At 68.2% G+C, this 15,646-nt stretch carries 13 protein-coding genes and 5 pseudogenes; 6 read left to right on the forward strand and 12 right to left on the reverse strand.

Features of this window, described 5'->3' with window-relative positions; all coding sequences use genetic code 11:
- Positions 1 to 148 precede the first annotated feature (148 nt).
- Positions 149 to 737: pseudogene (locus ACFY16_RS42645) on the reverse strand (transposase); the annotation flags it as partial.
- A gap of 360 nt (positions 738 to 1,097) precedes the next feature.
- The gene (locus ACFY16_RS42650; RefSeq protein ID WP_390652619.1) at positions 1,098 to 2,045 is read right to left on the reverse strand and encodes a zinc-binding alcohol dehydrogenase family protein; all 948 of its coding nucleotides are present in this window, start codon (positions 2,043 to 2,045) and stop codon (positions 1,098 to 1,100) included.
- 75 nt (positions 2,046 to 2,120) lie between these two features.
- On the opposite strand from ACFY16_RS42650, the gene ACFY16_RS42655 reads away from it, so the two are divergent.
- The 3 genes from ACFY16_RS42655 (at position 2,121) to ACFY16_RS42665 (ending at position 4,131) form a co-directional block, all read left to right on the forward strand.
- Positions 2,121 to 2,612 (forward strand): MarR family winged helix-turn-helix transcriptional regulator, encoded by a 492-nt coding sequence (locus ACFY16_RS42655; RefSeq protein WP_390652620.1) that lies wholly within the window; start codon positions 2,121 to 2,123, stop codon positions 2,610 to 2,612.
- A gap of 83 nt (positions 2,613 to 2,695) precedes the next feature.
- Positions 2,696 to 3,238, forward strand: a complete 543-nt coding sequence (locus tag ACFY16_RS42660) for a helix-turn-helix domain-containing protein (protein WP_390652621.1) — start codon at positions 2,696 to 2,698, stop codon at positions 3,236 to 3,238.
- A gap of 128 nt (positions 3,239 to 3,366) precedes the next feature.
- Entirely contained in the window at positions 3,367 to 4,131 is a 765-nt protein-coding gene (locus ACFY16_RS42665; RefSeq protein WP_390652622.1) for an alpha/beta fold hydrolase, read from the forward strand.
- A 95-nt stretch (positions 4,132 to 4,226) separates the two neighbouring features.
- On the opposite strand, the gene ACFY16_RS42670 is transcribed toward ACFY16_RS42665, so the two are convergent.
- Positions 4,227 to 5,681, reverse strand: a complete 1,455-nt coding sequence (locus tag ACFY16_RS42670; RefSeq protein ID WP_390652623.1) for an ISAs1 family transposase — start codon at positions 5,679 to 5,681, stop codon at positions 4,227 to 4,229.
- A 130-nt stretch (positions 5,682 to 5,811) separates the two neighbouring features.
- Here ACFY16_RS42670 and ACFY16_RS42675 point away from each other — a divergent pair, with 130 nt between their 5' ends.
- Complete coding sequence (locus ACFY16_RS42675; protein ID WP_390652624.1) at positions 5,812 to 6,111, forward strand: hypothetical protein; 300 nt, start codon at positions 5,812 to 5,814, stop codon at positions 6,109 to 6,111.
- 56 nt (positions 6,112 to 6,167) lie between these two features.
- Here ACFY16_RS42675 and ACFY16_RS42680 read toward each other — a convergent pair whose 3' ends face one another.
- The 8 genes and pseudogenes from ACFY16_RS42680 to ACFY16_RS42715 all read right to left on the reverse strand — a co-directional run.
- Positions 6,168 to 7,187, reverse strand: coding sequence for an NADPH:quinone reductase (locus ACFY16_RS42680; protein WP_390652625.1), 1,020 nt, complete (start codon positions 7,185 to 7,187; stop codon positions 6,168 to 6,170).
- Positions 7,188 to 7,212: 25 nt separating this feature from the next.
- Positions 7,213 to 8,106 (reverse strand): aldo/keto reductase, encoded by an 894-nt coding sequence (locus ACFY16_RS42685; protein WP_390652626.1) that lies wholly within the window; start codon positions 8,104 to 8,106, stop codon positions 7,213 to 7,215.
- Positions 8,103 to 8,660, reverse strand: coding sequence for a TetR/AcrR family transcriptional regulator (locus ACFY16_RS42690; protein ID WP_390652627.1), 558 nt, complete (start codon positions 8,658 to 8,660; stop codon positions 8,103 to 8,105). Before ACFY16_RS42690 ends, ACFY16_RS42685 begins: the two co-directional genes overlap by 4 nt.
- 371 nt (positions 8,661 to 9,031) lie before the next feature.
- The gene (locus tag ACFY16_RS42695; RefSeq protein WP_390652628.1) at positions 9,032 to 9,499 is read right to left on the reverse strand and encodes a GNAT family N-acetyltransferase; all 468 of its coding nucleotides are present in this window, start codon (positions 9,497 to 9,499) and stop codon (positions 9,032 to 9,034) included.
- Positions 9,500 to 9,633: 134 nt separating this feature from the next.
- The gene (locus ACFY16_RS42700) at positions 9,634 to 10,365 is read right to left on the reverse strand and encodes an HAD family hydrolase (RefSeq protein ID WP_390652629.1); all 732 of its coding nucleotides are present in this window, start codon (positions 10,363 to 10,365) and stop codon (positions 9,634 to 9,636) included.
- A gap of 61 nt (positions 10,366 to 10,426) precedes the next feature.
- Positions 10,427 to 10,896, reverse strand: a pseudogene (locus tag ACFY16_RS42705) (transposase); the annotation flags it as partial.
- Between the two features lie 35 nt (positions 10,897 to 10,931).
- Positions 10,932 to 12,943 (reverse strand): annotated as a pseudogene (locus ACFY16_RS42710) (ISAzo13 family transposase).
- A gap of 52 nt (positions 12,944 to 12,995) precedes the next feature.
- Positions 12,996 to 13,787: pseudogene (locus tag ACFY16_RS42715) on the reverse strand (transposase); the annotation flags it as partial.
- Between ACFY16_RS42715 and ACFY16_RS42720 the strand changes: the two are divergent.
- A pseudogene (locus ACFY16_RS42720) lies at positions 13,747 to 13,911 on the forward strand (transposase); the annotation flags it as partial. The pseudogenes ACFY16_RS42715 and ACFY16_RS42720 overlap by 41 nt on opposite strands.
- 256 nt (positions 13,912 to 14,167) lie before the next feature.
- Complete coding sequence (locus ACFY16_RS42725) at positions 14,168 to 14,959, forward strand: DUF1963 domain-containing protein (protein WP_390652630.1); 792 nt, start codon at positions 14,168 to 14,170, stop codon at positions 14,957 to 14,959.
- 110 nt (positions 14,960 to 15,069) lie between these two features.
- Here ACFY16_RS42725 and ACFY16_RS42730 read toward each other — a convergent pair whose 3' ends face one another.
- Positions 15,070 to 15,210, reverse strand: coding sequence for a hypothetical protein (locus tag ACFY16_RS42730; RefSeq protein ID WP_390652631.1), 141 nt, complete (start codon positions 15,208 to 15,210; stop codon positions 15,070 to 15,072).
- Between the last annotated feature and the right edge of the window lie 436 nt (positions 15,211 to 15,646).

The following is a 15,646-nucleotide window of genomic DNA, read 5'->3' on the forward strand; positions in this document are numbered from 1 at the left end:
GAGAGCTACGCCGCAGGACTCCACCTGCGCGGATCCATCCTCTGGTTACGCAGCCTGCCAGCCCTCCCGTGATCTCAACTCAGAACAGGCCCTAACGAGACAAGCCCTACCTTGATCTTTAACCTGTGCGGCGGGGTTTCCGGGTGGTTACGAGGACGTCCGGGTCGCTCTCCTGCCACTGCCCGGCGGTGATCAGTCGGTGGAGCAGATCACGCAGTTGTCGGGCGGTGACGGTAGCGGAGTCATCCCCGGGGGCCAGGCGGAGTGCGTCCAGGGGTGCGGTCCATGAACTGCGGACCGGCTCGAGCGCGCAGACAATCGAGTACGGCCAGCCGGGGACAGGGATGTGCTGGTCTTTGCCCCGGCCGTAGGTGTGACACAGGATCCGCTGTGGTGAGGTGTGGGCGTCGGGGCGCAGCCAGCAGGTGATGTCGATGGCCAGGACGAGGGCCGTCGACAGCCCGTGGCAGTGGCACCGCGGCAAGGGCCCGCTGCAGCCGGCCGGTATCGACCCGGCCACGGGCGACAGCGGCGTAGAGCCCGCCATGACCGCGGCGGTGTTCACCCACCAGCGAGAACTCGGCCAGCGACCTCACCGGCCCGTCACCGCACAGAACGGCATCAGCCAGCTCGAACAACGCATCCGAACGAGCGGTGAGACAGGAGTAGAACTCGCCCCGGAAGCATGACAGTTGGGCCAACGGCTCTCGCCGGGCATCGCGATGCAGCAGACTCATCCTCACGGCCTTCGTGCTGAACGTGTGTGTTCCTTGGTCGGAGCACATGTTCAGACGAAGGCCGCTTTGGCGTGCGGCAGTTACCGAACCGAGTGATCAAGTTCGAGGCACCATTCGACGTCGGATGTTAAAGATCAAGCTACCCAAGCCTGCTCATCCACACATCTTGACAATTACTCGGGGCTTGACGCGATTGGTGTGGCTGTGTGGGGGTACAGCAGGCTGGACAGCGGCCGAGGCCGCTGTCCAGCGCTGACGAGAGGTCATATGGGGCCGCTTCCCGCGTCCGAGGTGATCCCTTCCCGTCCTGGCGGGGTTCATCGCGGGAGCCGCCTCGCGCTCGGCGCTTTGTGCGTGTTGTCAGGTGACGCGGAGGATGCTCTTGCCGAAGGTTGTGCCCTCGGCGAGGTGCTGCACGGCCATGGCCAGGTCTTCGAGGGCGTACTCGGTGGTGATGTCCATGCGGACCTTGCCGTCGGCGACGAGGCCGAGTGCGCGGCGGGCGCTGTCGGCGAGCAGCTCGGGGTGGGTCTGGCTGAGCAGGTTGCTGTTGTAGGTCAGGAGTGACTTGCCGTGCATGAGGAGGTCGTTGGCGTTGGCGAGGACGGGTTCGTACGTGGCGAGGTTGCCGTATGCCACCAGTCGGCCGTGTACTGCTAGCTGCTCGAGGCCGGCAGTGCGGGTCGAGCCGCCGACCGGGTCGAGGATGACGTCGGGCTTCTCGTCGCCGAGCTTGTCCGGGAACTCCTCGCGGAGCAGGAGCTGGTCGTACCCGAACTGGGCTGCGTAGTCGGCCCTGTCGGCATTGCCGACCACACCGACGATCCGGCCTGCTCCGGCCAGCCGGGCGAACTGGGCGGCGAGCGTGCCGACTGAGCCGGCGGCGGCGTGGATCAGCACGCTTTCGCCGGGCCGCAGGTGCGCGGCGGTGTTGATCAGGTCGTAGGCGGTCGGTGCGCCCCACCCGAGACCCGCGGCTGTCCTCAGCGGCACGCTGCCGATGCCGAACGTGAGCGTGGCGGGTGCCAGGACGACCTCGGCGTAGGCGCCTGAGGTGGTCAGCGCGGTGACGGCCTCACCGACACGGCGTGCGTCGATACCCGCGCCGACCGCGGCGATGTGCCCGGATGCCTCGAAGCCTGGGACGAAAGGACGGAGTACGGGGAAGTGGCCGTCCCGGACCATGGTGTCGCCCCATTGGATCCCGGCGTAGGCGACGCGGATCGCTACTTGGCCAGGGCCGGGGGTGGGCTCATCGAGTTCGGTGATCCGGTAGTGGTCATCGGTGTCGAGGACGACAGCCTTCATGATTACAGCCCCCTGTGTTGACTCAGTATCCTTACAGTCGAGAACGGTAGGTATATAAGGTTCCTGAGTCAACCCATGAACCTGTCAATGGAGTGGGAGTACGCGATGGAAGCCCCGATCGAGAACGACCTCTGCACCCGGATCAGGCGGTCGGAGCAGGCGCTGATGGCCCACCACGAGGCAGTACTGCGTGCCTACGGGCTGACCATGACGCAGTACACCGTGCTGTTGTTCCTCTCGCGCGAAGGCGGCATGTCCGGCGCCCAACTGGCCCGCTCCTGCGGGGTGACGCAGCAGAGCATGAGCAGCGTGCTGAGCAACATGGAGACCAAGGAACTCATCCGCCGCGAGACGTCCCCGGTGCACGCCAAGGTGCAGATCACCACCCTCACCGACGAGGGCCAGACGCTGCTGAACCGCGCCTACCAGGAGGTGATCATCCTTGAGCGCACGCTCACCGACGCGTTCACGCCCTCCGAACACGCCTCACTCTGCGCACTTCTGGAACGCGCCACCACCGTCCTGATCCAGCAGACGCGCCACGCGACAACCCCGCCCACCACCTGAGCCCACGACCGCCACACACGCGGGAACCCCATAACTACGATAACTACGCACCCGCTCCGGAAGATTCGGTCACCCCGCCTGCGATGCCTGCCTGTACCGCCGCGCCCGTGGTGCTGACCGCCGCCGAGCGCCACCGTCTGAAGAAGACGGCCTACAGCCACAAGACGCCCCATCAGGCCCGGAAGCGGGCAACCATCGTGCCGCCGGCGGCCCGGGGGCGCTCCAACGCCCCGACAGCCGTGCAGACGCGGCTGCACGTGGACACGGTGCGCACCCGGCGGGGCCGGTTCGCGACTGGCGGCCTGCCCGCCCTGCCCCACCCCAGGCGCTCGGGCAGACCACCCTCGCTCACCCCGCTGCAGGTCGCCGAGGTCAAGGCGCTGAACTGCCAGTTACCCGCCGAGAGCGGGACACCGCTCACGCGCTGGTCGTACCCGGAACTTGCCCTCGTTCTGCTGACCGCCGCCGTGCCGGCCGTCCTCGCGCTGCCGGCCCCCGCCGGCGCGGGCAAGCCCGCCCGTCTGGACGGCGCCGCCTCCCCCACCGCCGTCACCCGCGCCACCGCCTTCGCCGCCGTCCTCACATTCGCCGCAACACTGACCGCCGCACACGCCCAGCTCACCTGACCCCCCTCTTCCCCAAGAAACCGTGATGCCGTCTTCCGCCGAAGGGAGTGAGGGATCCGTGGTCAGCTTCCGGGCTCCGACTTGCTGGTCAGCCGTGCATGTCAGTGCTGCCGCTTAGCATTCGCGCCATGCGCGAATGCTTCATGATCGATGGGCAGAGACTGTCGTATCTGGACTTCGGCGGACCGGGCACTCCGCTCCTGGCCCTGCACGGGCATTACAACGAAGCGTCGGCGTTCGCATCCTTGGCGGAGGCGGTGGCACCGTGGTGGAGGGTGATCGCGCTCGATCAACGCGGGCACGGCGAGTCCGATCGTGCTCAGAGTTACGAACGGGACGACTACGTTGCTGACGTCGCTGCCTTCCACCGGCATCTGGGCATCGGCTCGGTGGCTGTGCTCGGCCACTCGCTGGGGGGCGTCAACGCCTCTCAGTACGCTGCCCAGCAGCCGGAGGGGGTATCCGCGCTGATCGTTGAGGACATCGGCGCGGTCGTGGACAGCGACTGGTCGTTCACCACGCGCCTGCCCCGGCGTCCGCCGTCACGCCAGGCGCTGGTGGCCGCCGTGGGCTCAACCGCTCCCTATCTGGACTGCTCCTTGCGCCGGTCGGAGCACGGCTGGGGCTTCTCGTTCGACATCGAACACACAGTGGCGTCCCAGCAGGCACTCAACGGGGATCACTGGCAGGACTGGACATCGGTGACCTGCCCCACCTTGCTGATCCGTGGCACCCGCAGCGATGAACTGACCGCCACCCATGCCCGCGAAATGATGGCTCGTCGCGACAGCAAGGCCCACCTGGTCGAGCTGTCTGCCGGTCACGTCGTGCACCATGACGCTCTGGCCCAGTTCGCCACCGCCGTCACCGGCTCCCTGTCCGATCCCGGCTGATCCACAAGACGCCTCGGGTCAGGACAAGCTGCTGGCCGAGCGGGCCCGCGCGCTGCTGGAAGGGACGAAGTGAGCAACGAGGACCACCGGATCGTTCAGGCGGAGAACGTCACCGACGAGGTGCTGGAGCAGGTCCAGGTCATCGTCGAAAGCTGGTACGACGACGGCCCGATCGACTGGGAGGACGTCTGGGACCGCCTGGAAAAGAGGGTCCTGGAGGGAGGCGGAGGCGCGGGGCGCCGTGTCGTACGTGGTGCACATCGGCAAGCACGTCCTGGCGACGTCCTCAGACATCGAACTGGCCAAGCTGTACGCGGAGCATCAATACTTCGACCAGGACGAGGTCGGCGAGTTCGATTGGGTGCCGGATGAACACGCGGGTGACGCAGTGCTGCGCCTCCGGTACAAGAACACGCGGACCGGTCTCTGGGAATCGGCTCGTAGGAGGCGTGCCGGATGCCGGCCGCGATGTTGCGGTGTCCGGCGCCGCGGAGCGCGTTGATCGCCAGGTTGCGCAGGGTCGACATGTTCTCGGGGCCGTGACCAGTGTGGATCTTCGAGGCATCCTCGGCGAAGGCGGTGTCACGGACGAAGTGGAGCCGGTTCTCGATGGTCCACTGCGACCTGGCCAGCCGGCCCAGGCGCTGGGGCGATGCCTGATGCGAGGTCAGGTCCGTGATCGCGTAGACGGTCTGGCGGCTGACGGTACCGGTCGTGAGGTCGGTGCGGTAACGCAGGATGCGTACCGCCTGGTCAGCGTAGGGGAAGTCCAGGCCGAGATCGGTCACGGTGAGGGCCCTGGTCACCCGGGTCTCCCGGCGGCCGTGGCCGATCTCGCGGTCGTAGCGGCGTGCGGTGACGTCCTTCCACGGCAGCGACCGTAGCCGGCGGTGGAGTTCGGGCTGGTTGGCCTTGACCACCAGCAGGTCGTGGGCCTTCTTCTTCTCGACCAGGAAGCGCGCGTGGGCGTCCTGGGTGTGAAGGGCGTCGGCGGTGACGGTAACCCCGGTCAGGTCGAAGGGCGCCAGTAGCACGGCGAAGCAGGTGATTTCGTTGGTCTTGTCGGGGACCCGTAGTTGGGTGACGGTACGGCCGTCGCCGGTCATCGCGGCCAGCAGGTGGGCGGCAGGCGTGTTGTTGTGCCGGGAGCCGCGGGCGGCCTTGCCGTCGACGGCCACCGAGTCCGATCCCGCTGGATCGGCTCCGGTCAGGTCGGCCAGGCCGCCGGGGCAGACCAGGCCGATAACCCGCCGGATCGTGGCGGCACTCGGAGCGACGCGCACGCCCAACACCCCCACTACCCGAGCGCCCAGGCGGGACAGAGCGTGCTGCGGAGCGTTCGCGGACCACTGGCCGATGGCCGCGTACGAGCGCGCGCCGGCGACCACCGCCGAGGCGTCAACCAGCAGAACCGCCACGAACGGGTGACGCACCCCTCGACGCCGACGCGGATCCGGCAGCACCCGCAGCCGCTCCACCAGCGACAATCCCGCCACGCCTTCCACAGCGGGCGACTTGATCAGGCAGACGGTGGGAGACTGGCGACACATCGAAGCTCCGGTGGTGCGAGGCGACTTGAGAAGGTCACCCCGTTCAACCGGAGCTCCGATGCGTTCGTGACGGCTCGGCCCGTACTCCTCGCACCGCCGCGACCTGCGGACTCACACGATCACTGGGACTTTGCAGTGCACCTGCCAGCGCAAGGCCGACGAGCTCCACCGCGGCCTGGACGCCGAGCTCACCGGCACGGACCCGCTGTTGTGCCTGGACTCCGACTGGAACCGCTCCTACCGCCGGATGCTCGGCTACCTCGCCGCCGGCGGCACCGTCACCGGCCCGGTCAACCGCACTGGCCTGGGCCACGACCCGTCCTTCCGGCCCGGCGCGTGGCTGCGCAAGCAGGCGAAGGCCCGCACCGAAGGGAAGCTGACCGAGCAACAGAACGCGCTCCTGAACGCACTTCACGCCGCCGCCGGCTGACAGCGCGGGTCCGTGGCGGGATCTGCCGTCACGGCGAGGTGGGGCGCACTGTGGCGTCAGGACGTGATGTCCACCAGGACCTTGCCGACTGTGCCGCTCTCCACTGCGCGGTGCGCGTCGGCGGTGCGGTGGAGCGGAAAGCGGGTCAGTGGCAGGCCGTGTTCCTCGCCGACCGGCAGGGCGCCGTCGCGGACCGCGGCGGCGATGTCCTCGGCGGCCGCGGCGCGCGCCTGCGGACCGGCCGTGTAGAGCACCAGGAACTGAAGGCGCGTATTGAGCACCATGTTGTGCCGCACGTCCAGTTCGACCGGCTTGCCGCCGTCGTTGGCGTAGGTAGCGATCGTGCCGCGCGCTCGCAGCACGGCCAGGTCCAGTGCGATGTTCGCGCCAAGCGCCACTTCGGCGACGATGTCGACGCCGTCCGGGGCGATCCTGCGGATCTCGGCGGCCGGATCCCCCTCTCGATAGTTGACCACGTGGCGGGCGCCGGCGGCGGTGGCCAGTCGGGCCTTCTCCGCTCCGCTGACCGTGCTGATCACGGTCGCGCCGGCCCAGCGGGCGAGCTGGATCACGGCGTGCCCGACCGCCCCGGCCCCGCCTGCGGCGAGCACGACCGCGCCGTCCAGCGCCCCCGGCCGCAGGCGGCGCGGGCCGTCCTCGGCGACGGTGAGCGCGCGGTGCGCGGTCAGCGCGGGGACGCCGAGTGCGGCGCCGACGTCGAAGCCAGCCTCGTCGGGCAGCGGCACGGCCCGCTCGGCCGGTACGACGGTGAACTCGGCGGCGGTGCCGGTGGGCCGCCCGGCGGCAGCCATGAACAACCAGACCCGCTGGCCGACCCGGCTCCGGTCGACTCCCCCACCGACGGCGTCGATCACGCCGGCGCCGTCCAGGTGCGGGGTGACCTCGGAGAACTGCTTGGTATGGGCGGGGCCGGAGCGGGCATGCCAGTCGGTCGGGTTGACCCCGGACACGGCTACCCGGACGCGGACCTCGCCGGGGCCGGGCACGGGCAGGTCGCGGTCGACGAGCCGAAGAACGTCGGGGCCGCCGTTGTCGCGGTAGACGATGGCTTTCATGATTCCGTCCTGGTCGGGGGGCTGGTCAGCCGATGGGGACTTCGGCGGAGCGGGACTCAATGGCGTGGAGGGTGGCCAGGGTGGCGGCGTCGAGAGTGATCCCGCCGGCGGCCGTGTTGGCCTCCAGGTGAGCGGGGTCGGCGGTGCCGGGTATGAGCAGCACGTTGGGGGCGCGGTGCAGTAGCCAGGCGAGGCCGACCTGGGAGGGTGTGACGCCCAGGGATTCGGCCACGGCGTGCACCGCCGGCTCGTCGGTCGCCTTGGGCAGGCCCGGGAAGGACCCGCCGAGTGGGAAGAACGGCACCCAGGCGATACCCTCGGCCGCGCACAGCCGCAGCATGTCCTCGTCGTCGCGCGAGACGAGGCTGTACGCGTTCTGCACGCAGGCGATGCCCGCCGGCAGGGCGCGGCGAAGGCCGTCGAGGGTGACGCTGCTCAGACCGATCGCGCCGATCTTGCCCTCGTCACGCAGGGCGGTCATCACTTCGAGCTGGTCGTCGAGGTCGACCACCTGGTCGCCGTCGGGGCGCAGGCCGGGGCCGGAGTCGAGCCGACGGAGGTTGACCACCGGGAGCCGGTCGACGCCGAGGCTGCGCAGGTTGTCCTCGACGCTGGCGCGAAGCTGTTCGGGGCGCTGTGCGAGACGCAGTGGCAGAGGCCCGCCCGGGTCGGGGTCGGCCCCTACCTTCGTGACGACCAGGACGCCGCCCTCGGGGCGCAGCGCCTCGCGGATGACCTGGTTCGCGAACCCGAAGCCGTAGAACTGGGCGGTGTCCACGTGGTCGACGCCCAGCTCGACCGCGCGGCGCAGCAGGGCGACGGCCTCGCCGCGGCTGTGGTGCAGGCGTTCGAGTTGCAGGGCGCCGTAGCCGACCCGGAAAACGGTGCGGCCGGCGAACGGAGCGGTCAGGGTGGTCATGGCGCGGTCTCCTCGGCCGGTGACTGCAGGGCGGTGTACAGCAGTTGGGCCAGGTAGAGGCTCTGCACCCGGTGGGCGATCGGGGTGGCGCGCTCCTGGGCCTCGGCCGGCTCGAGGTGTTCGACCTTGACCAGCCAGGCGGTGACGCTGTCATGCACCATCGCGCGCATCCGGTCGATCGTGTCCACGACGATGCCGTGGATGGCCGGGTTGTTGGTCGCCTCGCCCCAGGTCTGCACGCCAACCCGGGCTTCGACCGGGTCGATGCCGGCGATCAGGCGGGCGAGTAGTTCGTCGGGGTCGGGCGGGGTGTCGCTCCCGGCGTACTCGCCGAGGACCTCCGCGCGCTTGGCGAGCACCGCGTAGGCCGAAGCCTGAACCAGCTCGGCCTTGTTGCGGTAGTGGGCGTAGATCGAGCCCGTCGACAGGCCGGACTCGGCCGTGATGTCGGCGATCGAGGTTCGCTCCAGGCCGTTACGGCTGAAGCAGCGTACGGCGGCCTCGGTGATCTGGGCGCGCCGGAGCTCCTTGCGCGCGTCGGTGAGTCGAGGCACCACACCTCCTGCAAAAAGAATCGTGGTTCTGCTTGTGGCCTCACTATACAGAACCGCTGTTCTGTTTGCCGCGCGGCGGATGTGGCGGGGATCATGTTTCGGAGAAGACCTGCGGCCCGGCCTGGGCGTCTAGGAGGCGTGAGATCAGTCAGAGCAGCGCTGCACGAACTGGACGAGGAACGCCTCGTCGAGCTGGGAAGGTCACCCCGTTCAACCGGAGCTTCGATGCGTTCGTGACGGCCCGGCCCGTACTCCTCGCACCGCCGCGACCTGCGGACTCACACGATCACCGGGACTTTGAAATGCCCCTGAGGCTGGATGCGGCTCGTGTTGTCTTCCGTAGCAGCAGATCTGGTGCAACAGGCGTGTACTCAGAGGGCTTTCTCGAACCAGTGTCGGATGTAGGGGTTGGTGGTATACGGGGCAATCTCGATGTAGCCGGAGGCGGCATAGAGGCCCCGAGCCTCGATGAGTTCCCCCATGGTGTCCAACCGTAGCCGGGTGTGGCCAAGCTTGTGGGCTTCAGCTTCGACGGCAGTGAGCAGGCTCCGGCCGATCCCTTGGCCGCGGAACGCAGGTCGCACGAACATGCGTCTGATCTCGCCGATGTCTGGGGACAGCGCCCGGATGCCAACGCAGCCCGCCGGGATACCGTTGACCCTCGCCAGAAGAAACAGGCCGCCGGGTGGGACCAGTCCCGTGTTGGCCGCCGGCGCCTCGGTTTGATCGTGCAGCAGCGGACCACTCCAGCGTTGGAAGAGCTCCTGCTGATATTCCTCCAGCAGCTCCCTGCCGTCAGCCGTGTCGACCGCCTCGGTGTTGATAACGGTGTTGCTCACCGGTTCCCTCTTTCCCGTGAGTCGTTCTTCATACTGTGGGCCCGCGTTCGGCACTGCATCCAGGAGGCTCCAACCTTGCGCCTGGCGTGGTCGGTGCCGTCCGGATGCTCATTCGTGAAGGCCGTGAGAGCTGGTCAGACGTTCGTGGGTGATAGGTGGTTGGGGAGCTCGGTGAGCTGTTCGATGCGGGGGACCGTCTCGTCTGCTGTCGGCGATGGTCCACCAGTGACGAAGTCGATGCCGCGGTCCAGCCAGATGCCGGTGAGTCCGGCGAGGGCGGCTGCGTTCACGTCGCTTTCCAGCATGTCGCCCACGTTGACTGCCTGCGCGGGGTCCGTCCGCATCCAACGGCAGGCGGTGGCGTAGGCGGCGGGCTTGGCCGTACCGAGGTCGGTCGGGGTCAGGACGGCGTCGAAGTATTCGAGGAGGCCGAAGCGGGCAAGCTTGGCGCGCTGCTGTTCAGGGTCCCCGTTGGTGAGAACGGCGAGACGCGGTCCGCGAGGAAGCTGTTTCAGGGTCTCCAGGCACGGCTGGACATCGGGATAGCACCGCCAGGACTCCTCGAACACGGTGAGGTAGCGCTTGGTGATCCAGGCGTCCAGAAGGCCGGGGCTTTCCGGAACCGGTTCGCCGAGCAGAGGCAGGAAGGAACGGAGTCTGCGTCGGTGGTGCTCAGCGAAGGAGCACTGACCGGCCAGGTATTCCCGCATGTGGCGCGCCTCCAACGTCCACCACAACGTCGCCAGCTCCTCTGGTGGAGCCGTCGCGTTCGGCGCGGCCTGGATGATCTGACCGATCGTTTCCCAGACTGCACTTCGGTGATCGACCAGAGTGCCGTCCAGATCGAAGAAGATCACGTCTGCCATAGGGTGATCATCCCGTGGGGTCTGGAGGAATTGTCAAGATCTGTAGATCAGTTGAGGTGGGTCACGCCGCGGAGGTGTTCTCGGGGCGTTCGACGAGGTGACCGTTCTGGAAGCCGGCGCCTTTGCGGACGAGAGCGACGAGGTGGGGTGCGGTGATCGCGCGCCAGCGTTCCTCGGGTGGACTCGACGAGCTTGAAGACCATCGCCAGGGCGGCGGCTGGGCTGCCCGCGCCGCGGGGTGACCTTGGTGCGGAGTTTCACCGTGGAGAAGGTGGATTCGATGGGATTCCTGGTGCGCAGGTGGACGACCCAGTGCTGGGCGGGGAAGTCGTAGAACGCCAGCAGTTCCTCGGCGTCATCGGTGATCTTCTTCACCGCCTTGGGCCATTTAACCTCGTAGGTCCTCGCGAATTCCTCGATCGCTCTCTCGGCGTGGGTGCGGTCCTCGGCGTTGTAGATGTCCTGCATCGCCTTTGTCGCGCGGGGCTGTGCGGATTTCGGCAACGCGTTCGAGACGTTGCGGGCTTTGTGAAGCCGTAAAGAATCAACTTGTCGGTGTGTTCGGTTTACTCGTCCGCGGCGGCGAGGAGATCGGAGGCGGTGCGGTAGCGGGTGGTGGCCGGGGGTGGGAGGAGGCCGCCTTCCGCAAGCAGGGGCCGGATCTCGCGGACGACGTTCCCGATCGAGGACCTGCTCACGTCCCCCAGCGCGTCGGCGAGGACGTCCAGGGTGCACAGTTTCCGCAGGTAGAGGAGGGCGACCACGACGCGCTCTCTGTCACCGAGCTTCTGGGGGAAGACGCCGCCGCGGCTGCCCGGCTGGCGATCGGCGCCCCGGCGCTGGTAGGAGGCCCGTTCGACCTGCGCGAGCTGGCGTGGGGCGAGGCGGTGAGCGAGTGCATCCAGGTCCGTGCGGGACATGCCGGTAAGCCGTGGGTGGGACAGGCTCTCCATGATCCGGGTGCGAGGCGGGGCCTTGTCGGTGTCGAGGAAGGCCATCAGCGCGTCCGCCGTGGTGAACCGGCTGGGGGCGTATCCGGGCTGATGGCCGTGGTCCTCCAGGACCCGGCGGGTCTCGGCGACGAGGTGGCCGATGCATTCGGGGGTGACCTCCAGCATGTCGGCCAGCAGCTTCATCGAGCACACCTGCCGCTGGTAGAGGAGCGTGAGCAGAACCCGGGCGGCGTCGTCGAACAGAGGCTTGGCCCGCTGATTGCCAGTGGCGCGCCGGGCCCGGCCACCGCGCTGCTCGCTGTAGCGTTCCTGGGACCGGGCGGCCTGCAGCGGGGCCAACTCGGCGCACAGTTCCCCGAGTTCTGCGCTGCTCAGCCCGGTCAGACGGGGGTCCGTCAGTTGGGTCAGAAGCTCGCAGCGCCGGCCGGAGACGCCGTGTGCCTCGCTGGTGGGCAGAGTCTGCGGCGTGGAGGACTCAGGCAGCAGGGCATAGTTCCACTGGCCGTGGACTTCGTGCCGGACCAGTGGCAGCGCGGCGAAGCGGTCCTTGCTGATCGCAATGCCGGTGGGGTAGTCGCCAGGGTCCAGTTGGGCCTCGACGCGCAGACCGGCCCGGGTGCGGGTGGCGGCGATCGTCTCAATGACGACGTCATGGCTGGTCAACGGCCTGCCGCGCCAGCTGTGGGTGATGTGGGAGAACAGCCGGTGCTCGATTTTGTTCCATTTACTTGTGCCTGGAGGAAAGTGACACACCGTGATCGTCAGTCCGGTTTCGGCTGCCAGGGCAGCCAGTTCGCTCTTCCAGACCCGGTAGCGGTAGCCGTTGGAGCCGCCCGCGTCCGAGGTGATCAGCAGCCGTGACGCCTTCGGGTAGTCGAGGCTGCCGCGGCAACGCCACCAGCGGCGGATGGACTCGACCGCGAAGACTGAAGTGTCGTGGTCGACACCGACGTTGACCCAGCCGGTGTTGCGGGCGATGTCGTAGATCCCGTACGGGATCGCCTGCTGAACGTGCGGGCCGCTGAAGAAGAAGTGGTGGTCCTCCACCTCGACCGGCTCGCCCCTGGGCCGCCACTCCCGGCCGGGCATCGGTAGCCGTCCGATCTGCTCCCGCTTCTTCGTGTCCACACTGATCACCGGCTCGCCGTCGCCCTGGTGCTGTTTCACCTGCTCGTTGATGTAGCGGAACTGGGCATCCCGGTCGGGATGTTGGGAGCCCTCGAGGGTCTTCACATTCGCCTGCAGGCTGAAGCCCTCCTGCTTGAGCAGCCGCCCCACCGTCGGCGCGGACACCGGGTGCCCCTGCCGGGTCAGCTCCTCGGCCAGGTTCCGCAGCGACTTCGTCGTCCACCGCAGCGGCGACATCGGATCACCCCGCGGCCCCCGCCTGGCGCACGCACCCGGCCGCCCGGCAGCGGCCCGGCCCCTGCTTCCAGCTCTAACACTCCACGACGCACGGTCGTCTCACTGACCTGCGCGATCCGCGCCACCGCCCGTACGCCGCCATGCCCGATCAGCCGGGCCTCGGTAGCCAGGGCCAGACGCCGCTGTCGCTCGTTGAGATGCGGCAACAACACCGAGAACCTGCACTGAAGTTGGGAACAGATATCCTCCGGAACCGCCATACCCTGACAACGAGCCCGCACCTGTAAAGCAGCACCTTGATTCTTTACGGCTTCTGTGGACCCAGCACCTCTGGTGCCGGGCGGTGGGGAACACCTCGGCCAGGGCCTTCCAGAGTCCCATCGCCCCGTCGCCGACGACCAGCTCCGGGTCTGTCATGCCGCGTCGGCGGCAGTCCCGCAGCAGGTCGGCCCACGACTCGGCTGATTCGCGCAGGCCCTCGGCGATCGGGATCAGCTCCTTGGTGCCGTCCACGCGCACGCCCATGAGGACCAGGACGCAGGAGTGGGCCTGTCCGAGGCGGACCTTGGGGCGCAGCCCGTCGGCCCAGACGTAGAGGTAGTCACTGGCCGACAGGTCCTGGTCCTGGAACGAGGCGTGATCGGCCTGCCACTGCTTGGTCAGCCGCGTGACGGTCGCCGACGACAGCCCTGCGGTCGAGCCCAGGAACTGCTCCAGCGCAGGCACGAAGTCCCCGCTGGACAAGCCATGGAGGTAGAGCAGGGGTAGCACTTCGCTGACCTTCGGGTACTTGCGGCACCACGGAGCCAGAATCCTGGAGGAGAACCATTTGCGTTCCCCGGTGAGCTCGTCGACCCGCTTGTCGTTCACGCGCGGCGCGTGCACCGCGACCGGTCCGGCGGCCGTGGTCACCGTCCGCTCGCGGTGATGACCATTGCGGACCACCAAGCGCCGGCCTCGTTCGTCACGCTGGTCGGCGAGCTCAGCTAGGGCGCGTATCGAGTCGCGATCAATCTTCGGGTATTGCCCTCGCGTCGAGGCGTGGTCCGGTAGATCGTCTTGCGTGACGCGAGTGCAACTGACCGACGTGGAGTGGGAGTTCATCGGGCCGTATCTGCCGATCGGCGAGTACGGCCCGTACCCTGAGCGGCTGCGGCAGCAGTTCGAGGGCGTGATCTGGCGGTTCAAGACGGGTGGGCAGTGGCGAGAGATGCCGGCGGAGTTCGGCGCCAAGGAGGTTCGACGCGCGCCTCGTGGTGCCCACCGGGCTTCTCGCGTCTGCCTCCTCCTTGTGCGTGCGCTGCCAGTTCCGGCGGCGTCCGGGAACTGCTGGACCCTGACTCGGGCTGTCGGACACGATCCCCCACCGTCTTCAGCACCGGTTGTCCGGGGCGGTGCAAGAAGTGGACGCCGTGCGCGACGTAATGCGCACCTTCGTCGCCCGCTACTGATTACGTGTCAGTGCCCGCCTGTAGGTTGTGCGCATGACTGATCAACTCGTGGCGGAAACGCTGAGCCGGTTTCGGGCCAAGGCGGCGGAAGCAGGCGTGTCATCGCGCGACGTGGAGCTGTTGATCAGCTCCTTCCTGCCGGCGGTCTATCCGGTAGGCGGCGACGGACCGGTCGTCGTCCACCTCGGTGGCAACAACCCCATGCTGCCGGTCGGCGCGGACAAGCCGAGCGAGCCGTTCCTCTGCAGCATCGACTGCGCGCAGATACCGCCGAACTCGACCGGCCTCCCCCTTCCGGCCGACGGGCACCTGCTGCTCTTCGGTGACGCCGAGAAGTTCCGTCAGGGCCCGGGGCCCGGCTACGTGGTGTACATACCCGCCGGGACGCCCACGACGGAGGTCCCCGCCCCGGAGCCCACTCGCGGCTCGTATGCGGAGCGGGACTACCGCTCGGTCCGCGTGGGGCCGTCATGGCCCTCGTCCGGTCCCGACGGGTTCGCAGACCCTTCCGACGGGTCCGAGAGGAACTTCGAAGACTACGAACTCCTGGACGAGCTGAGCGACATCTGGAGGGAGGCCGGCGGCAACTATTTCGGATCCGACCTGTACCTCGGCGGCCATGCGGACTTCTGGAACGACGATCCCGTCGAACTGGTGAACGGGGGCGAGTACGTAAGCGGTAACGACTGGTGTCTGCTCGCCAACTGGTACTGCGACGACGTCGTCGAGCTTCCCTCACCCCGCATGCACTGGTTGATCCGCCGCCAGGACCTCGCCGACCTGCGCTTCGACCGGGTGATGATCTCCGTCGACATATATGGTTAGCTCTCCCCGGTCCGCGCGCGCAACGGAACGACGACGGCCCGCCACCCCGACTGCGGATAACGCCGGTCAGTTCGCGGTCTCGCGTCTGCCCGCCCCAGCCTTCCGTGCCGCTACGGGGTGTGCGGGCCGCGCAGGTCATCGAGGCCGCCGGCCTTCTGGCCCAGGCCCTTTTCGATGGTGCGCGGGCAGGCGGAGAGTGCGCTTCCTGCGCCTTCCGCGATGGCGTCCCGCCGAGTGGTGTAGCCGATCAAGCTGACGGAATCTCCAGGTCGTGGCCCGAATCGCCCTCGCCGGAGGCCCTGTTGAGGCTCGCCGGGCCGGGACCGGCGCTGATCGCACGACGGCCGGTAGCCGCACGTCCGGACGGGTCCGAAGTGGAGGCGACGGACCGTGATCGGCTACACCACGACGTGGGACACGACCCCTTCCGCAGCGCGGCGTGCGGCAGGTCAATGAGTACCTCGCGCCGCGTTCGCCCGCACATCGCGGCCGCGCCCGCCGATCAGCGCAGCGCCCTCGACGGCTCGCTCACTGCGTTCACGGAGGCCGGTAGCGAACCGCCAGAACACCTCCGGTCGTGCCTGGCCGGCATTAGGGCGTGTATTCGATTGTGATCAACGGGCGGCCCGCGTGAGATCTTTGATCCAGATCATCGAGGCGCGAAGGTGGAGACCGGCGAGGTAGCTT

The sequence above is a fragment of the Streptomyces sp. NPDC001315 genome, from assembly GCF_042896175.1.
Classification (GTDB): domain Bacteria; phylum Actinomycetota; class Actinomycetes; order Streptomycetales; family Streptomycetaceae; genus Streptomyces.